General features: G+C 67.6%; 11 protein-coding genes. 4 read left to right on the forward strand and 7 right to left on the reverse strand.

Translation table 11 applies throughout. From position 1 onward, the window contains the following. Positions 1–2 precede the first annotated feature (2 nt). A complete protein-coding gene (locus tag ACTWP9_RS17640; RefSeq protein ID WP_443247129.1) occupies positions 3–1,811 on the reverse strand; it encodes a GmrSD restriction endonuclease domain-containing protein in 1,809 nt (602 codons plus the stop codon). A 123-nt stretch (positions 1,812–1,934) separates the two neighbouring features. On the opposite strand from ACTWP9_RS17640, the gene brxD reads away from it, so the two are divergent. From brxD to ACTWP9_RS17655, 3 genes are all read left to right on the forward strand, one after another. Further along, complete coding sequence (gene brxD / locus ACTWP9_RS17645) at positions 1,935–3,272, forward strand: BREX system ATP-binding protein BrxD (protein ID WP_443247130.1); 1,338 nt, start codon at positions 1,935–1,937, stop codon at positions 3,270–3,272. Next, positions 3,269–5,422: a DEAD/DEAH box helicase gene (locus ACTWP9_RS17650; protein WP_443247131.1), complete on the forward strand. Its 2,154-nt coding sequence runs from the start codon at positions 3,269–3,271 to the stop codon at positions 5,420–5,422. The genes brxD and ACTWP9_RS17650 overlap by 4 nt, the downstream gene beginning before the upstream one ends. Before the next feature lie 739 nt (positions 5,423–6,161). Next, positions 6,162–6,653 carry a VOC family protein gene (locus ACTWP9_RS17655; RefSeq protein WP_443247132.1) on the forward strand — a complete coding sequence of 164 codons (492 nt, stop codon included), beginning with the start codon at positions 6,162–6,164 and terminating at the stop codon, positions 6,651–6,653. Between the two features lie 95 nt (positions 6,654–6,748). Here the strand turns inward: ACTWP9_RS17655 and trpD are convergent, their stop codons facing one another. From trpD to ctaE, 5 genes are all read right to left on the reverse strand, one after another. Then, the gene (gene trpD / locus ACTWP9_RS17660) at positions 6,749–7,813 is read right to left on the reverse strand and encodes an anthranilate phosphoribosyltransferase (protein WP_443247133.1); all 1,065 of its coding nucleotides are present in this window, start codon (positions 7,811–7,813) and stop codon (positions 6,749–6,751) included. A gap of 165 nt (positions 7,814–7,978) precedes the next feature. Continuing rightward, positions 7,979–9,628, reverse strand: a complete 1,650-nt coding sequence (gene qcrB / locus ACTWP9_RS17665; RefSeq protein WP_443247134.1) for a cytochrome bc1 complex cytochrome b subunit — start codon at positions 9,626–9,628, stop codon at positions 7,979–7,981. Next, positions 9,625–10,689 (reverse strand): cytochrome bc1 complex Rieske iron-sulfur subunit, encoded by a 1,065-nt coding sequence (qcrA, locus tag ACTWP9_RS17670; RefSeq protein ID WP_443247135.1) that lies wholly within the window; start codon positions 10,687–10,689, stop codon positions 9,625–9,627. The genes qcrB and qcrA overlap by 4 nt, the downstream gene beginning before the upstream one ends. Beyond that, positions 10,686–11,498 carry a cytochrome bc1 complex diheme cytochrome c subunit gene (gene qcrC / locus ACTWP9_RS17675; protein WP_443247136.1) on the reverse strand — a complete coding sequence of 271 codons (813 nt, stop codon included), beginning with the start codon at positions 11,496–11,498 and terminating at the stop codon, positions 10,686–10,688. Before qcrC ends, qcrA begins: the two co-directional genes overlap by 4 nt. A 103-nt stretch (positions 11,499–11,601) precedes the next feature. Continuing rightward, positions 11,602–12,219, reverse strand: a complete 618-nt coding sequence (gene ctaE, locus ACTWP9_RS17680) for an aa3-type cytochrome oxidase subunit III (protein ID WP_433105811.1) — start codon at positions 12,217–12,219, stop codon at positions 11,602–11,604. Positions 12,220–12,461: 242 nt separating this feature from the next. Between ctaE and ACTWP9_RS17685 the strand changes: the two genes are divergently transcribed. Further along, positions 12,462–12,875, forward strand: a complete 414-nt coding sequence (locus ACTWP9_RS17685) for a hypothetical protein (RefSeq protein WP_443247137.1) — start codon at positions 12,462–12,464, stop codon at positions 12,873–12,875. A 182-nt stretch (positions 12,876–13,057) separates the two neighbouring features. Here the strand turns inward: ACTWP9_RS17685 and ACTWP9_RS17690 are convergent, their stop codons facing one another. After that, positions 13,058–14,353: an Ig-like domain-containing protein gene (locus ACTWP9_RS17690; protein ID WP_443247138.1), complete on the reverse strand. Its 1,296-nt coding sequence runs from the start codon at positions 14,351–14,353 to the stop codon at positions 13,058–13,060. Positions 14,354–14,496 lie beyond the last annotated feature (143 nt).

Here is a 14,496-nt window from a genome sequence, read left to right on the forward strand (position 1 = left end):
ACTCACCAGCCCGCCGTGTCACGGAAGACGGTGCGCTTGCCCATGGCGGACCTCACCAAGTCGAGCAGTTGCCTGGCCCGGTTCTCGTAAAAACGCTCAAAATCCGCTTCGTGCAAAGCCGACGGATCGATGAGATGCGTGGCGAGGACATCGTCGAACCACTCCGGTCGCATCCCGGACTCCAGCGTGAGCGACTTGAGGTATACGGCGGGAGATCCCACAAGGCTTCGGCTCACTCGGGCGGAAAGCGGTGCCTTGTTGACGATCGAGTCTGCCTTCTTCGCCTGCTCAGGAGCGTGCTTGGCGACCCATCCCTTGGGGAAAATCTGTCGCACGTCCACGTTGTACTCGAGCAGACGGCCGGCAGTGAGGGGGGCCTCGGTGAAGTACCAGTCCACTGCACCCTGCTTGACCAGCAACGCGTAAACGCCCTTGTACGCAGCGCTGTTGCGGGTGGTGAGGCTGTCCAGCCGGTCGTCCAGAAAGGCGGCTTCGGTGATCGTGTCGGGGACGGCCCGTTCCTCGCCGCGGATCCAGCCGATGAGCTGCTCCACATCACGTGTGAAGCGGCTCTCGGTCGATCCCCCGTACATCTCACCGAGCACGCCGCACCAGTACCACTGGGCGATCCGCTCATCCGCGCCAGGCGTGTCCAGTGCCTCTTCGAGGACGGCACGAACGGCGGCCAACGGCACCAGTTGGGTACGGTACGGAAGGTCGCCGGTGCGGACGATGCACTGCTGCTCCAGGAAGGACCCCACCCACTTGAACGCCTCCGCCACGCGGGGCGCGAGACGTCGGAAGTCTGCCAGGGGCAGGCGCAGCAGGTCGCGACGCTTACAGGCCACCGAGCTGCGCTGGCCGGCCTGCTTCTCCTCCCAGGTGCGGACCAAAGCCACCGCCTGCAAGAAGTCGCTGCTGCTCAGGCCGTCCTCGACACCAGCCTCCATGCGGCCGAACACCGGGTAGGAGGAGGTCAGATCCTTCTTGATCTGCTCCCACTCGACCGGGAGCCGGTAGTAGTCGCCGCGCTCCGCGACATGCTCCTGATTGCCCGCGTAAGTGGCGGTGAGCAGCTCAAAGACGTTGAGCGACACACCACCGGTGTTCACACGCTCGAACACGGCGCAAACGGCGTCCATCGTTGTCGAAGCCGAGAGCTTGATCATCGGTACCTGGAACTGCTGCACGTGGTTCAGAACAAGCTGCTGGAACTCACTCCAGACGCTCCAGTTCGCCGAATCGGCCTTCACGAACTCCTGGAGCCACTGGTTCACAAGGTGGGGGTGGAATGCGAGGTGGAGCGGGAAGTATCCTGCCGCGCACTCCTGCTCGACCGTGCTCAGGTCGCGGACGACCTTGCGAGCGAAGTCACCCCTGAGGATCCGGTCCTCGGGTACGGAGACGATGGCATCGTCACGGTCGGCGGGTGCACCGATGGCCTTGGTGATGTCGATGTAGTACCAGCGCTCAAGAGGCTTGTTTCGCCCGTCGACGGTCTCAACCGGTCGGTTTCGGTACAGGGCCTGGTACAGGGAGGTCAGTCGCTGTTGCCCGTCAAGGAGCAACAGTTCCGGCATGGTCCCCTCTGCGCCCTCAGCACCGTTGAGCGTACGAGGCTTGAACTGCGCGGTGCCGCCGGTCTGCAGCGCCATCACGACGCCGAGCGGGTAGTCGAGCGTCACCGTCGCGATGAGGGCCCTGATCCGCTCGTCGTCCCATTTCCAGTCTCGCTGGAAATCTGGGAGCTGAAGGGCTCCGGATGCGACGTCCTTGAGAACAGCGCCTAGATTCAGGCTGTCGAGCGCCACGCTGGGTCTTCCCCCCGATTGAGGCTGAACGGTGTGAACAGACGATTGCATCAAGTGACCAACTGCGCGTCAAGTGCTGCGACAGGCCGCCCGAGCCGACCGCCGCAGTGCGAGACTGATGGGGTGAGTGCAGACAGCCCCGGCCGAAGCGGACCCGTCAGCGCTGCCCGGCGCCGTGACGTGATCGATGCCCTGCGGCGCGGTGCCGTCCCAGAGAGCGGACTCGATCTTCTCGCAACTGGTCTGCAGCGGTTCGAGCAGGCTCTGGACACGGAACTCGACGCCGTCGCGTCGGGGGCGTCCGTCTTCAAGGCGGTCCGAGGTGAGTACGGATCCGGCAAGACATTCTTCGCTCGGTGGCTCGGCGAACGCGCCAAGCGCCGTAACTTCGCCGTCGCCGAGATTCAGGTCTCCGAGAACGAGACACCTCTGCACAAGCTGGAGACCGTCTACCGCCGCCTCACCGAACGGCTGGCCACCCCCGGTTTTCCGCCGAGCGCCCTGCGGCCCGTGGTGGACGCGTGGTCCTACGCCCTCGAAGAGGACGCCCTGGCCGCCGGAGCGGCAGAGGAGGAGCTGCCTGACGAGGTCGAACGGTTGATGACGGCCCGGCTCGCCGAGGTCTCCCGGCACGCCCCCTCGTTCGCCATCGCACTGCGGGGATACCGGAACGCTCTGGCGGCGGGGGACGAAGCCACCGCGTCAGCAGTCATGGCCTGGCTGGGCGGGCAGCCGCATGTCGCCGCAGCGGCCCGTAAGGCTGCCGGGGTGCGCGGGGATCTGGACCACTTCGGCGCGCTCGGCTTTTTGCAGGGCCTCCTCACAGTGCTGCGCGATTCCGGGCACGCGGGGCTCTTCGTCGTCCTGGATGAGGTGGAGACGCTTCAGCGGGTCCGCTCCGACGCACGTGATAAAGCGTTGAACGCGCTGCGCCAGCTCATCGACGAGGTGCATTCCGGGCGCTTCCCCGGACTCTATTTGATGATCACGGGAACTTCAGCTTTCTTCGAAGGTCAGCAGGGTGTACAGCGTCTGGCCCCCCTGGCCCAGCGTCTGGCCACCGACTTCACTACCGATCCCCGCTTCGACAATCCCCGCGCGGTGCAACTGCGCCTTTCCGGCTTCACTTTCGACTCGCTCGTCGGCCTCGGGTTGACCATCCGCGACCTGTACGCGAGCGGATCGTCAAGCCCGGAGCGCATCAAGGCCATCGCGGACGACGCCTACATCGCCGATCTGGCCAAGGCCGTAGGCGGAGCGTTGGGCGGCAAGGTGGGCATCGCGCCCCGGCTGTTCCTCAAGAAGCTCGTCGGCGATGTCCTGGACCGTATCGACCAGTTCGAGGACTTCGACCCGCGCGAGCACTACGTCCCGACCATGAACACGGCGGAGCTGAGCGAGGTCGAGCGTAACGCCGCCGCGGCTGGAAGCGCCGACGACATCGCGCTGGAGCTTCCGTGACGGACACGACCGAAGGCCCGGCTCCCTTGGACCGACTGCACCGAGGTCTGGTCCACCACATCGTGAACTCGCTCGGCTGGCCCGGTCTGCGGCCGCTTCAGGAGGAAGCGATCGCACCGCTGTTGGAAGGATCGGACGCCGTGCTGCTCGCGCCCACCGCCGGCGGGAAGACCGAGGCCGCTTGCTTCCCCCTGCTGTCGAGAATGGAGCAGCAGAGCTGGACCGGCACCTCGGTGCTGTACGTCTGTCCGCTCAAGTCCCTGCTCAACAACCTGCTGCCCCGGCTGGAAACGTACACCTCATGGCTCGGGCGCACGACCGCGCTCTGGCACGGCGATGTTCCGCAGACGCGCCGCAAGCGGATCCTGCGGGAACGGCCGGATGTCCTGCTGACCACCCCCGAGTCGCTGGAGGCGATGCTGGTCAGCGCGAACGTCGATCACCGGGCCTTCTTCTCGGGGTTGCGGGCGATCGTCGTCGACGAGGTGCACGCCTTCGCGGGTGACGACCGGGGCTGGCACCTGCTGGCCGTACTGGAGCGGCTGGAGCGCGTGGTCGACCAGCCAGTCCAGCGCGTCGGCCTCTCCGCGACGGTGGGGAACCCGGACGAGCTGCTGACGTGGTTGCAGGGGTCCGGGGCGGGCAAGCGCACCGCTCGGGTAGTCGCTCCGCACCTGCGTGAGACAACACCGGCTCCTTCTCCGTCCGGGGAGATAGAACTGGACTATGTAGGTTCGCTGACCAACGCGGCAACGGTGATCGCAGCCCTGCACCGGGGCGAGAAGCGGCTGGTGTTCTGCGAGTCGCGCCGACAGGTCGAGAAGCTCGGCGAGACGCTGCGCGCGAAGGGCGTGACCACCTTTCTGTCCCACGCCTCACTCTCCGTAGACGAACGGCGCCGTGCGGAGGAGGCCTTCGCCGAGGCCCGCGACTGTGTGATCGTCTCCACGAGCACACTGGAGCTCGGCATCGACGTCGGTGACCTGGACCGGGTCATCCAGATCGACGCACCCGCCACGGTTGCCTCGTTCTTGCAGCGCCTCGGCCGCACCGGACGACGCCCCGGCTCCACACGGAACTGTCTTTTCCTGGCCGTGGACGAGGCGGGTCTGCTGTCGGCGGCCGCCCTTCTTCTGCTCTGGTCCCGTGGCTGGGTAGAACCGGTCGTCGCGCCCCCGGAGCCGCGGCACATCGCGGCCCAGCAAGTCCTCGCCCTGTGTCTTCAGGAGCACCGGGTCGGGGACCAACTGTGGCGGGAGTGGTGGAGCGAGCTCGGCCCGTTCGGTGCTTCAGCGGAGCCGATCGTGCGTCACCTGATCGACGAGGGCTACGTGGACCTTGATGACGGGCTGATGTTCATCGGTCCGGAAGCGGAACGCCGCTTCGGATTCCGCCACTTCATGGATCTCACCGCGGTGTTCACCGCCCCGCCCGAATTCACTGTGCTGTCCGGCCGCACCCTGATCGGCACGACCGATCCCGGACTGCTCACCGACGAGGTGGTCGGACCGAGACGGCTGCTGCTGGCTGGACGCAGCTGGCAGGTGACCTACATCGACTGGTCACGGCGCCGCTGTTTCGTCGAGCCGGTGGAGGGCGGCGGCAGGGCCCGCTGGGGCGGGATGGGCTTCGCCCGCGCCGCCTCGTACGAACTGGCACAGGCGGCCCGAGACGTACTGCTCGGCGCGACTCCACCGGTCACCCTCACCCGTCGCGCCAAAGGCGCCCTCGCGCAGGCTCGCGACGCGTCCGCCGAGTTGGTGTGCCCCACCGGCACGGTGATCATGCGGGGCAGGCGCGACACGAACGTCCGCTGGTGGACCTGGGCCGGATACCGGGCCAATGCCACCCTGGCCGCCACGCTCACCTCCCTCGCCGACCCGCTACAGCGCCCCACGGACGCGTACGTCAGGCTGCGCGAGGACATCACCGCCCGGGAGTGGAAGCAGGCCGCAGCGGAGGGCTCCGAGCACCTCTGCCTGCCCGCGGTGGACCCCCGCGCTCTGACGGGCCTGAAGTTCAGCGCGGCCCTTCCGCAGCGCCTGGCAGAGGCGACGCTCGCCTCCCGCCTGGCCGACCTCGACGGAGCAGCGGCGGCACTCCGCGAGCCCGTGAGGTTCACGACCCATAGCGTCAGCGATGGTGGGTGACCAGACAACCGAAGCCGCAGGAGTCCGAGGTCTGACGTCGCCTCACGTCATCGCACTCCATGCGTCACCTCAACACACGGGGAATCGATGAACGCTTGAACGGCCGGATCGTCGAGGGAGTGGACCCGAGCCCGAGCGGCGCTCAGGTCACCGCCGTCCTGGACGACCGCTGCCGGGCCCCCAGATCAGTAACAGCGCGCGAAACAGCTAGCGGCCCCGGAGCACTCGAATAATTCGGCCGGTTCTACGAAGCGTGAAGCCCGTGCCTGGGTCCGCCTGCCGACGGCAGCAACAACCAAGAGCCCAGTCCAGTCCATGGGAGCACCTGCAGGTCAGGCTTCGGACATCCGATTGTTGAGTGTCTGGGGCGCAGCCTTGTGGGGCAGCAGTTCCTGCGCACTTGCCTGGGGCACAGCGGGCTGCTCCCCGCCCGCATATCGGTGTGCTCCAGTCCCTGGAACCGGTCGCAGCGGGCTGCGCGGGGTTCGTCCTGCTCGGCGAACGCCTCACAATGCTCCAGTGGACGGCGATGAGCTGCATCACCGTGCCATCGACAGGCACGGTCCTCGGCCACTGGGCCGGTCGGCGGAGTCCGCCCGGCGGGTCCGGAGTGTCGCGAGGTGCCACCGGCCCGTCCCGGTGGGGTGGAGAACGAGATGTCCGCACCGGCCGATGAGTTCTGCCGCCGGGGCGGGTCTGTATCCACAGACATCGCACCGACCCACCAGGAGGTCGCACCATGAAGCCGCAGAAGATCAAGACGTTCCTCTGGTACGACGGGCAGGCCGAGGAGGCCGCGAAGTTCTACACCTCGCTCTTCGACGACTCCCGCATCCTGGAGACCACCCACTACAACGAGGCGCACAACGAGGTGGCCCCCGGCAGGGCCGGCTCCGTGCTGACCGTTCTCTTCGAGCTGGCGGGACAGCAGTTCGTCGCCCTCAACGGCGGCCCGGAGTTCCAGTTCACCGAGGCGATCTCCCTCCAGGTGGACTGTGGCTCCCAGGAGGAGGTGGACACCCTCTGGGCCAAGCTGACCGCCGACGGCGGCGAGGAGGGCCCGTGCGGCTGGCTCAAGGACAAGTACGGCGTCTCCTGGCAGATCGTCCCCCGCCGGCTGTTCGAGCTCCTCGACGAGGGGGCGCCGGCCCAGGCCGAGGCCGTCACCAAGGCCATGCTCGGCATGCACAAGCTCGACATCGCCGCCCTGGAATCCGCCGCCAAAGCCTGAGGCCGGGCCACCGGGCCACCGGGCCGCACCCGAAAGGCGCCCCTCGGGGCACGCAGGGTGCGGCCGGTGTGCGACGGCGGCCCGCCACCAGCGGGTCAGCGGTTGCTCGCGGCCACCCACCGCTCCAGCACCGCGCGGGCCGACCCCGAGTCGATGGCCTCCGCGGCCCTCTCCATGGCCCCCGCAAGTTGCTCGGGCAGCGAACCGGCACCCGGCGACAGTGCCACCAATGCAGCGGCGGCGTTCAAGAGCACCGCGTCCCGCACGGGCCCGCGCTCCCCCTCCAGCAGCCGACGCGCGACATCCGCGTTGTACGCGGCGTCCGCGCCCCGCAGCGCCTCCACGGGAACCAGCTCGATGCCCACGTCGCGCGGGTCGAAGCTCTCCTCCCGTACGGCACCGTCGCGGACGACCCACACGGTGGATGTCGCCGTGGTGGTCAGCTCGTCCAGCCCGTCGTCCCCGCGGAAGACCAGCGCGGAGGAGCCGCGCGCTGCCAGTACCCCGGCGATGATCGGCGCCATCCGCGCATCGGCCACCCCGGTGGCCTGCGCGGCGACCCGGGCCGGATTGGTGAGCGGGCCGAGGAAGTTGAAGGGGGTGGCAACCCCCAGCTCCTTACGGGCCACACCCACATGCCGCAGCGCGGGGTGGAACTTGACCGCGAAGCAGAAGGTGATGCCCGCCTCGTCCGCCATCGCGGCAACCTGCTCGGGCGGCAGCTCCAGGTTGACGCCCAGCTTCTCCAGCACGTCCGAGGCACCGCTGGCGCTGCTCGCGGCGCGGTTGCCGTGCTTGACGACCTTGGCGCCGGTGCCCGCGACGACGATTGCCGACATGGTCGAGATGTTGACGGTCTTCGCCCGGTCACCGCCCGTACCGACGATGTCGACGGTGGCCCCGGGAACCTCGATGGTCCGGGCGTGCTCGTACATCGCTTCCACGAGACCGGAGATCTCCTCGACGGTCTCGCCCTTGGCCCGCAGCGCCACCGCGAAGCCGGCGATCTGCACATCGCTGGCCTCACCGCGCATGATCCGGTCCATCGCCCACGCGGTGGCGTCCGCGCTCAGGTCCTCGCCCGCGAGCAGCGTGCTCAGTACGTCGGGCCAGGTACGCGCCGCCATGGTGTCGCCTCCGGCGGGGGTAGCAGCGCTCATGGTGACCACTTCCTGGCAATAGGACCGACGCATTGGTGCCGCCACCCTACCGAGTCCGTGGGCCGAACCGACGGGCTGCTCAGCAAAGGCGGGAGGGGCTCACGGGACGTACCCGTGAACCCCTCCCGATGTGGCGGATTCAGCTGACTCAGCTGCGCGAACCGGTCAGTGGTGCCCGTGACCGCTCTCGATCTCGCGGTACTCCTCCCGGGTCGGCTTCGGGATCTGCCCCGACTCCCCGTAGTAGCCCTTCGAGAGCTTGGACCGCAGCTTCTGCCCGCGGGAGACCTTCCGCTCGACGCCGTTCTCGTCCTTCAGCGGGCCGATCTCCACCGGCTCGTACTGGTCGTGCGCGGTGAGCGAGTGCAGCTGCTCCTGGGAGAGCGGCTCGTGGATCTCGACGAACTCACCGTGCGGCAGCCGCTTGATGGTGCCGGTCTCGCGGCCGTGCAGCACCTTCTCCCGGTCCTTGCGCTGGAGACTGAGGCAGAAGCGCCGGGTGATCCAGAAGACCAGGACGGGCAGGACGAAGAACGCAATCCGTACGAACCAGGTGATCGCGTTGATCGACAGATGGAAGTGCGTCGCCCACAGGTCGTTGCCGCCGCCGACGAGGAGCACGAAGTACCAGGCGATCCACGCGGCGCCGAAGGCCGTACGCGTAGGTGCGTTGCGCGGCCGGTCGGCGATGTGGTGCTCACGCTTGTCCCCCGTCACCCATGCCTCGATGAACGGGTAGACGGCAATCGCGACCAGCACCAACGGGAAGATGATCAGCGGGATGAACACGCCGAGCACCAGCGTGTGACCCCACAGATTGACTTCCCATCCCGGCATGAACCGGATCAGGCCCTCGGAGAAGCCCATGTACCAGTCGGGCTGCGCGTTGGTGGACACCTGGTCGGGCCGGTAGGGCCCCAGCACCCAGATCGGGTTGATGGTGAACAGCGCCGAGATGGCCGCGATCACACCGAAGACCAGGAAGAAGAAGCCTCCGGCCTTGGCCATGTACACCGGCAGCAGCGGCATGCCGACCACATTGGTGTTCTTCCGGCCGGGGCCCGCGAACTGGGTGTGCTTGTGGTAGAAGACCAGGATCAGATGCGCCACCAGCAGCCCGAGCATGATGCCCGGCAGCAGCAGGATGTGGACCGAGTAGAACCTGGCCACGAAGTCGTGCCCGGGGAACTCGCCGCCGAACAGGAACATCGACAGATACGTGCCCACGATCGGCACGGACAGGACCGCGCCCTCCATGAACCGGACACCGGTGCCGGAGAGCAGGTCGTCCGGGAGCGAGTAGCCGGTGAAGCCGGTGAACATGCCCAGGACGAAGAGCAGGAACCCGAAGACCCAGTTGACCTCGCGCGGCTTGCGGAAGGCCCCCGTGAAGAAGACGCGCATCATGTGCACGAACATCGCCGCGAGGAAGATCAGCGCCGCCCAGTGGTGGATCTGCCGCACCAGCAGACCACCGCGTACGTCGAAGCTGATGTCCAGCGTCGAGGCGTACGCCTCCGACATCCGCACCCCGTGCATCGGGGTGTAGGCGCCGTGGTATTCCACCTCGTTCATCGACGGGTGGAAGAACAGCGTCAGATAGACGCCGGTCAGGATGATGATGATGAAGCTGTAGAGCGCGACCTCACCCAGCATGAAGGACCAGTGGTCCGGGAAGATCTTGCGCATGTTGGCCTTGGCGAGGCTGTAGATGCCCAGCCGTCCGTCGGCCCAGTCGGCGACCCGCTCGCCCGCGGGTGCCTTTTTCTTGCCCTCGGCAGCCGCGCTGCCCCCGGGCTCGGTTCCAGTACTCATCCGCGCTCCCAGAAGGCCGGACCGACGGGCTCCGCGAAGTCGCCCTGCGCTTCGAGGTAGCCGTCCTTGTTGACGCTGATGTTGAGCTGCGGCAGCGGGTGGCCGGCGGGTCCGAAGAGCACGCGCGCACCGTCGGACAGGTCGAACGTCGACTGGTGGCACGGGCACAGGACATGGTGGGTCTGCTGCTCGTAGAGGCTGACGGGGCAGCCGACGTGCGTGCAGATCTTCGAGAAGGCGACGATCCCCTCGTGCGACCAGTCCAGCTCGCGCTTGTCCTTGATGTCGTTCGGCTCCAGCCGCACGATCATCAGGGCCGCCTTGGCGATCTCCTTCGCGAACTCCTCGTCGCCGTGCTCGAGGCCCTCGGGCTTGGCGAAGGTGAGCGAACCGACGGCGATGTCCTCGGGGCGCAGCGGCTCGTCGGTGTTCTCGTTGACGAGCAGCTTGCCCTTCTTCCAGGCAGTGTGCCGCAGCTTGTCCTCGGGCAGCGGACCCAGATCGCGCAGCAGGACGACGCCGGAGAGCGGCACCAGGGCCACGGCACCGAACATCGTGTTGCGGATCAGCTTCCGGCGGCCGAAGGCCGACTCCTTGGCACCCTGCTTGAAGTCGGAGAAGACCTTCTCGCGCACCTCCGGGGAGGCGGCGATGGCGTGCCGCTCGTCGACCATCTCCTCGTCGGACATCAGCGTGCGGGCCCAGTGGACCGCACCGGCGCCGATACAGAAGAGGGCGACACCGAGGGTGAGGCCGAGTGCCAGGTTCAGCGCGCTGACGTTTCCGATCGGCCAGGCGTAGACGATCTGGTCGATCGGGAAGGCCACGAAGGAGGCGATGAAGCCCACCGTGGCCAGCATGGACAGCGTGAAGAGGAAGGCGACGGTGCGCTCGGAGCGCTTGGCCGCCCGCTCGTCGATGTCCTGGATGCGGTGCTCGTGCGGCGGCAGGCCGGGGTCCGCGAAGGGGTCGGTCTTCGCCAACTCCGCACCGTGGGATTCCTGCTCTGCAGGCAGGTTCTCGTCTGACACGTTCTCGTCTGGTCCAGTCTGGCTACTCATGACTTCTTGGCCTTTGCGGTCCGAGCGGCGACCCAGACAGCGACGGCGATCAGCGCGCCGAGACCGAAGATCCAGGCGAACATGCCCTCCGCGACGGGGCCGAAGCCACCGAGCTTGAACCCGCCGGGGCTCTCCGACTTGTCGCTGTTGACCTCCTTCACGTACGCGACGATGTCCCGCTTGTCCTTCTCGGGAAGCGCACCGTCGGTGAAGGACGGCATGTTCTGGGGGCCGGTCTGCATGGCCTCGTAGAGGTGCTTGGGGTCGACATCTTCGAGGTCGGGCGCGAACTTGCCGTGCGTGAGGGCACCGCCCTCGCCGGTGAAGTTGTGGCACTGCGAGCAGTTGGTGCGGAAGAGTTCCCCGCCCCTGGCGACGTCGGCACCGCTCGGGTCGTACATGTCCTTGGTGGGCTTGGTCGGGCCCGAACCCAGGGAGGCGACGTAGGCGGCGAGCTGGTTGATCTCGTCCTGGTCGTAGATCCTCTTCTTCTTGGGCACCTGGGCGCCGGGCTGCTGGGCAGGCATCCGGCCGGTGCCGACCTGGAAGTCCACTGCCGCGGCCCCGACACCGACCAGGCTGGGACCGTCGCTGGTCCCCTGGCCGCCGGTCCCGTGGCAGCTGGAGCACCCGGTGGCGTAGAGCTTCTTGCCCTCCTCGATGGCGAGGGACTTACTCGACTCCTGCTCGGCCTTGGCCTCGCCCGCGGGAGCGAACGCGGTGTACAGCCCCCCGGTGGCCGCCAGCGCGAAGAGTAGAACGACAAGCGCCGCCAGCGGATGGCGCCGTCGTGCGGAGAGCTTTTTCACGGATTACCCCGGTGTCAGGATCTTCTCGTCGATGCTGTGTCTGTCCGTCTGTTCCGTAGTCCGCCTGTGCGGTACGGCGCGCGGCGGTGCCGCGCCCGCGCGGTTACCGGATCAGGTAGATCGTGGCGAAGAGGCCGATCCAGACGACATCGACGAAGTGCCAGTAGTAGGACACGACGATGGCGGCGGTGGCCTGGTGGTGAGTGAACCGCCTGGCCGCGTAGGTGCGCCCCAGGACGAACAGGAAGGCGATGAGACCGCCTGTCACGTGCATCCCGTGGAAACCGGTGGTCAGGTAGAACACCGATCCGTACGGACTCGAGGAGAGTGAGGTGCCCTCCTTGACCAGCTCCGTGTACTCGAAGACCTGGCCGCCGATAAAGATCGCACCCATGACGAAGGTGACGATGAACCACGCGCGGAGCTTCTTCACGTCACCGCGCTCGGCAGCGAAGACGCCGAGCTGACAGGTGAGCGAGGAGAGCACCAGGATCGTGGTGTTCGTCGCCGAGAAGGGAAGGTTCAGCTCAGCGGCATGCTCCTTCCAGTACTCGGCTCCGGTCACCGACCGAAGGGTGAAGTACATCGCGAAGAGGGCCGCGAAGAACATCAGCTCGGAACTCAGCCAAATGATGGTTCCGACACTGGTGAGGTTCGGCCGGTTGACCGACGGGTGCGCGTGCCCGGTTTCTACTGCTGTTGCTGTCGCCACGACCGACATTATGTCGGTCGCTTATCCCGGCCTCACTTCGGGGGGTCCCGTTCGGTGTGTCCGTACCCGGCTCCTGCGCTGTGCCCTGGGAAGACGGCCCTCGCCCGGTCCTCTTACGGCCAAGTATCAGGGTGTGCTGACCGGTGTTGACGGTGCGTCGGAGGGAGTAGCATCCGAGCGGCGCCACCGCGAAAAGCGGCTTCTTGCCGCCCGGTGCGTCACGGTTCGCCCGATACGGACGCGGAGGAACGATGCAGCCGACCGCCACGGTGCTGGTCTACAGCGACAACGCCACCACCCGCGAGCAGGTGCGGCTCGCAGCAGGCCGCAGGCCCGCCACCGATGTGCCCGAGGTCCGCTACGTGGAGTGCGCCACCCTCCCCGCGGTGCTCGCCACGCTGGAGGAACTGCACGTGGACGCGTGCGTGCTGGACGGGGAGACCGCCCCGGCCGGCGGCATGGGCGTATGCCGGCAGATCAAGGACGAGATCTTCGACTGCCCGCCGGTGCTGCTGCTGATCGGCAGGCCGCAGGACGCCTGGCTGGCCACCTGGAGCCGGGCCGAGGCCACCGTCTCGCACCCGATCGACCCGGTGGCGCTGGCCGACGCGCTGGCCGGGCTGCTGCGGGACCGTACCGGCGACGGCACCCTCGCCCCGGCCTGAAGCCCGCCTGACGCTCCCGCCCTCCCCAGCCTCCGGCCGGGGCCCAGCTGAGCACCGGGCCGGGAGGCCCGCCAGGAGAAACGCCGCGCCCGTCTGTCCCCCGCGCGCGGGGGACAGACGGGCGCGCCTTTCTGTTCACAGATTTCCGGTCTTTCCCAGATTTCCGGTCACACCGGGACAGGTCATACCTGGGGACGCAGCCGCGCGGCGTCCGCGGGGCTGCTTCCAGCGGGTATGCCGTGGTTGACGGCGCTGCCGGCGCGCCATTTCTTCCAGCCCAGGTTCCAGTCCCCGAAGCCGTTGCCGAAGGGGACCATCTTCTCGCCCGCCGAATTGACGTGCTGGACGATGTCGCCCTGGCGGACGTTGTCGAAGAACCACTTGGCGTTGGCGCTGCTCATGCCGGTGCAGCCGTGGCTGGTGTTCGACACGCCCTGGGAACCGACCGACCAGGGGGCGCCGTGCACATACTCACCGCTGTTGGTGAGGCGGGTGGCCCAGTGGACCCCCAGGTCGTAGAAGTCGCCGGCACCGATGCTGGCGCTCGTCATCCGTACGAAGGGCTCCTTGGTGAGGATCACCTTGATGCCGTTGCGGGTCTCGTAACCCGCCTTGCCCGTGGTGACGGGTATGGAGCGGATGGTTCTGCCGTTCTTCCTGACGGTCATCACGTGCGAGGAGGCGTCGGTGATCGCTTCTATTCGGTCGCCGGTCTTCATCCGAACGGATTCGGCCTTGCCGCCGTAGAGGCCGTCGCGCACCTTCAGCCCTTTGAGTGACGAGCGGAGGGTGACGGAGGCGTGCGCGGGCCAGTAGGAGCTGGGCCGGTAGTGCAGCTCCTTGCTGTCCACCCAGTGCCAGGAGCCGTCCACATAGGGCTTGGACTCCACCTTCAGCGCCCGCTCGACGAGCTCGCGCTGTTTGCGGCCCTTGACGGGGTGGCTCAGCTCCGCCGTGAGGGGCTGTCCGACGCCATAGGTGCCGCTGTCCGGGCCCAGCTTGACGTCCAGATGCCTGGAGGCGGGCTTGGTCTCGAAACGCAGTGTGCGCCGCCCTGGGGCACCCTCGTCGTTCTCCGTGCTCACCTGGAGGGTGTAGCGCGCGCCGGCGGCCAGCGGCCCGGTGCTGTGCCAGCGCTTGCCGTCGGCGGACAGTTCGCCCGGCACCACATGGCCCGAGGCGTCGGTGGCGAAGATGTCGGTGAGGGAGTCGCCGTGCTGGGCGGTGACTTCGAGCGGCTGGTTCGGGTCGACGTCCTTGCTGTCGGCGTCGGCGTTGACGGCCACGGCGTCCGTGGCGTCGTAGGGGGTGGCGGCGAGCGAGTTGCCGCCGCTGCTGCCGCTGCAGGCGGCGAGCCCCACGGAGAGGGGTGCCAGCAGCAGGGCGCAGCTCTTCACCACCCGGCGCTTGTACTTACGGGACAGGGTTCGGGGGGTGAGGACCCCCTGTGCTATCGCAGTGCGTGGGCTGTGGCTCATGGGCCCAAAATATGAAGAATCGTCATTTCGGGCCCGCTGAGTGCGTACAAACGGGTCGGCCCCCCGGAGTGTCGGGGGGCCGATCCTTGCTTTCTCGGTTGTGTGGTGCTGCCGGTTGTGTGGTGCCGTCGGTTGCGCGGCGC

The organism is Streptomyces sp. 3N207, from assembly GCF_052246355.1.
Lineage (GTDB): Bacteria > Actinomycetota > Actinomycetes > Streptomycetales > Streptomycetaceae > Streptomyces.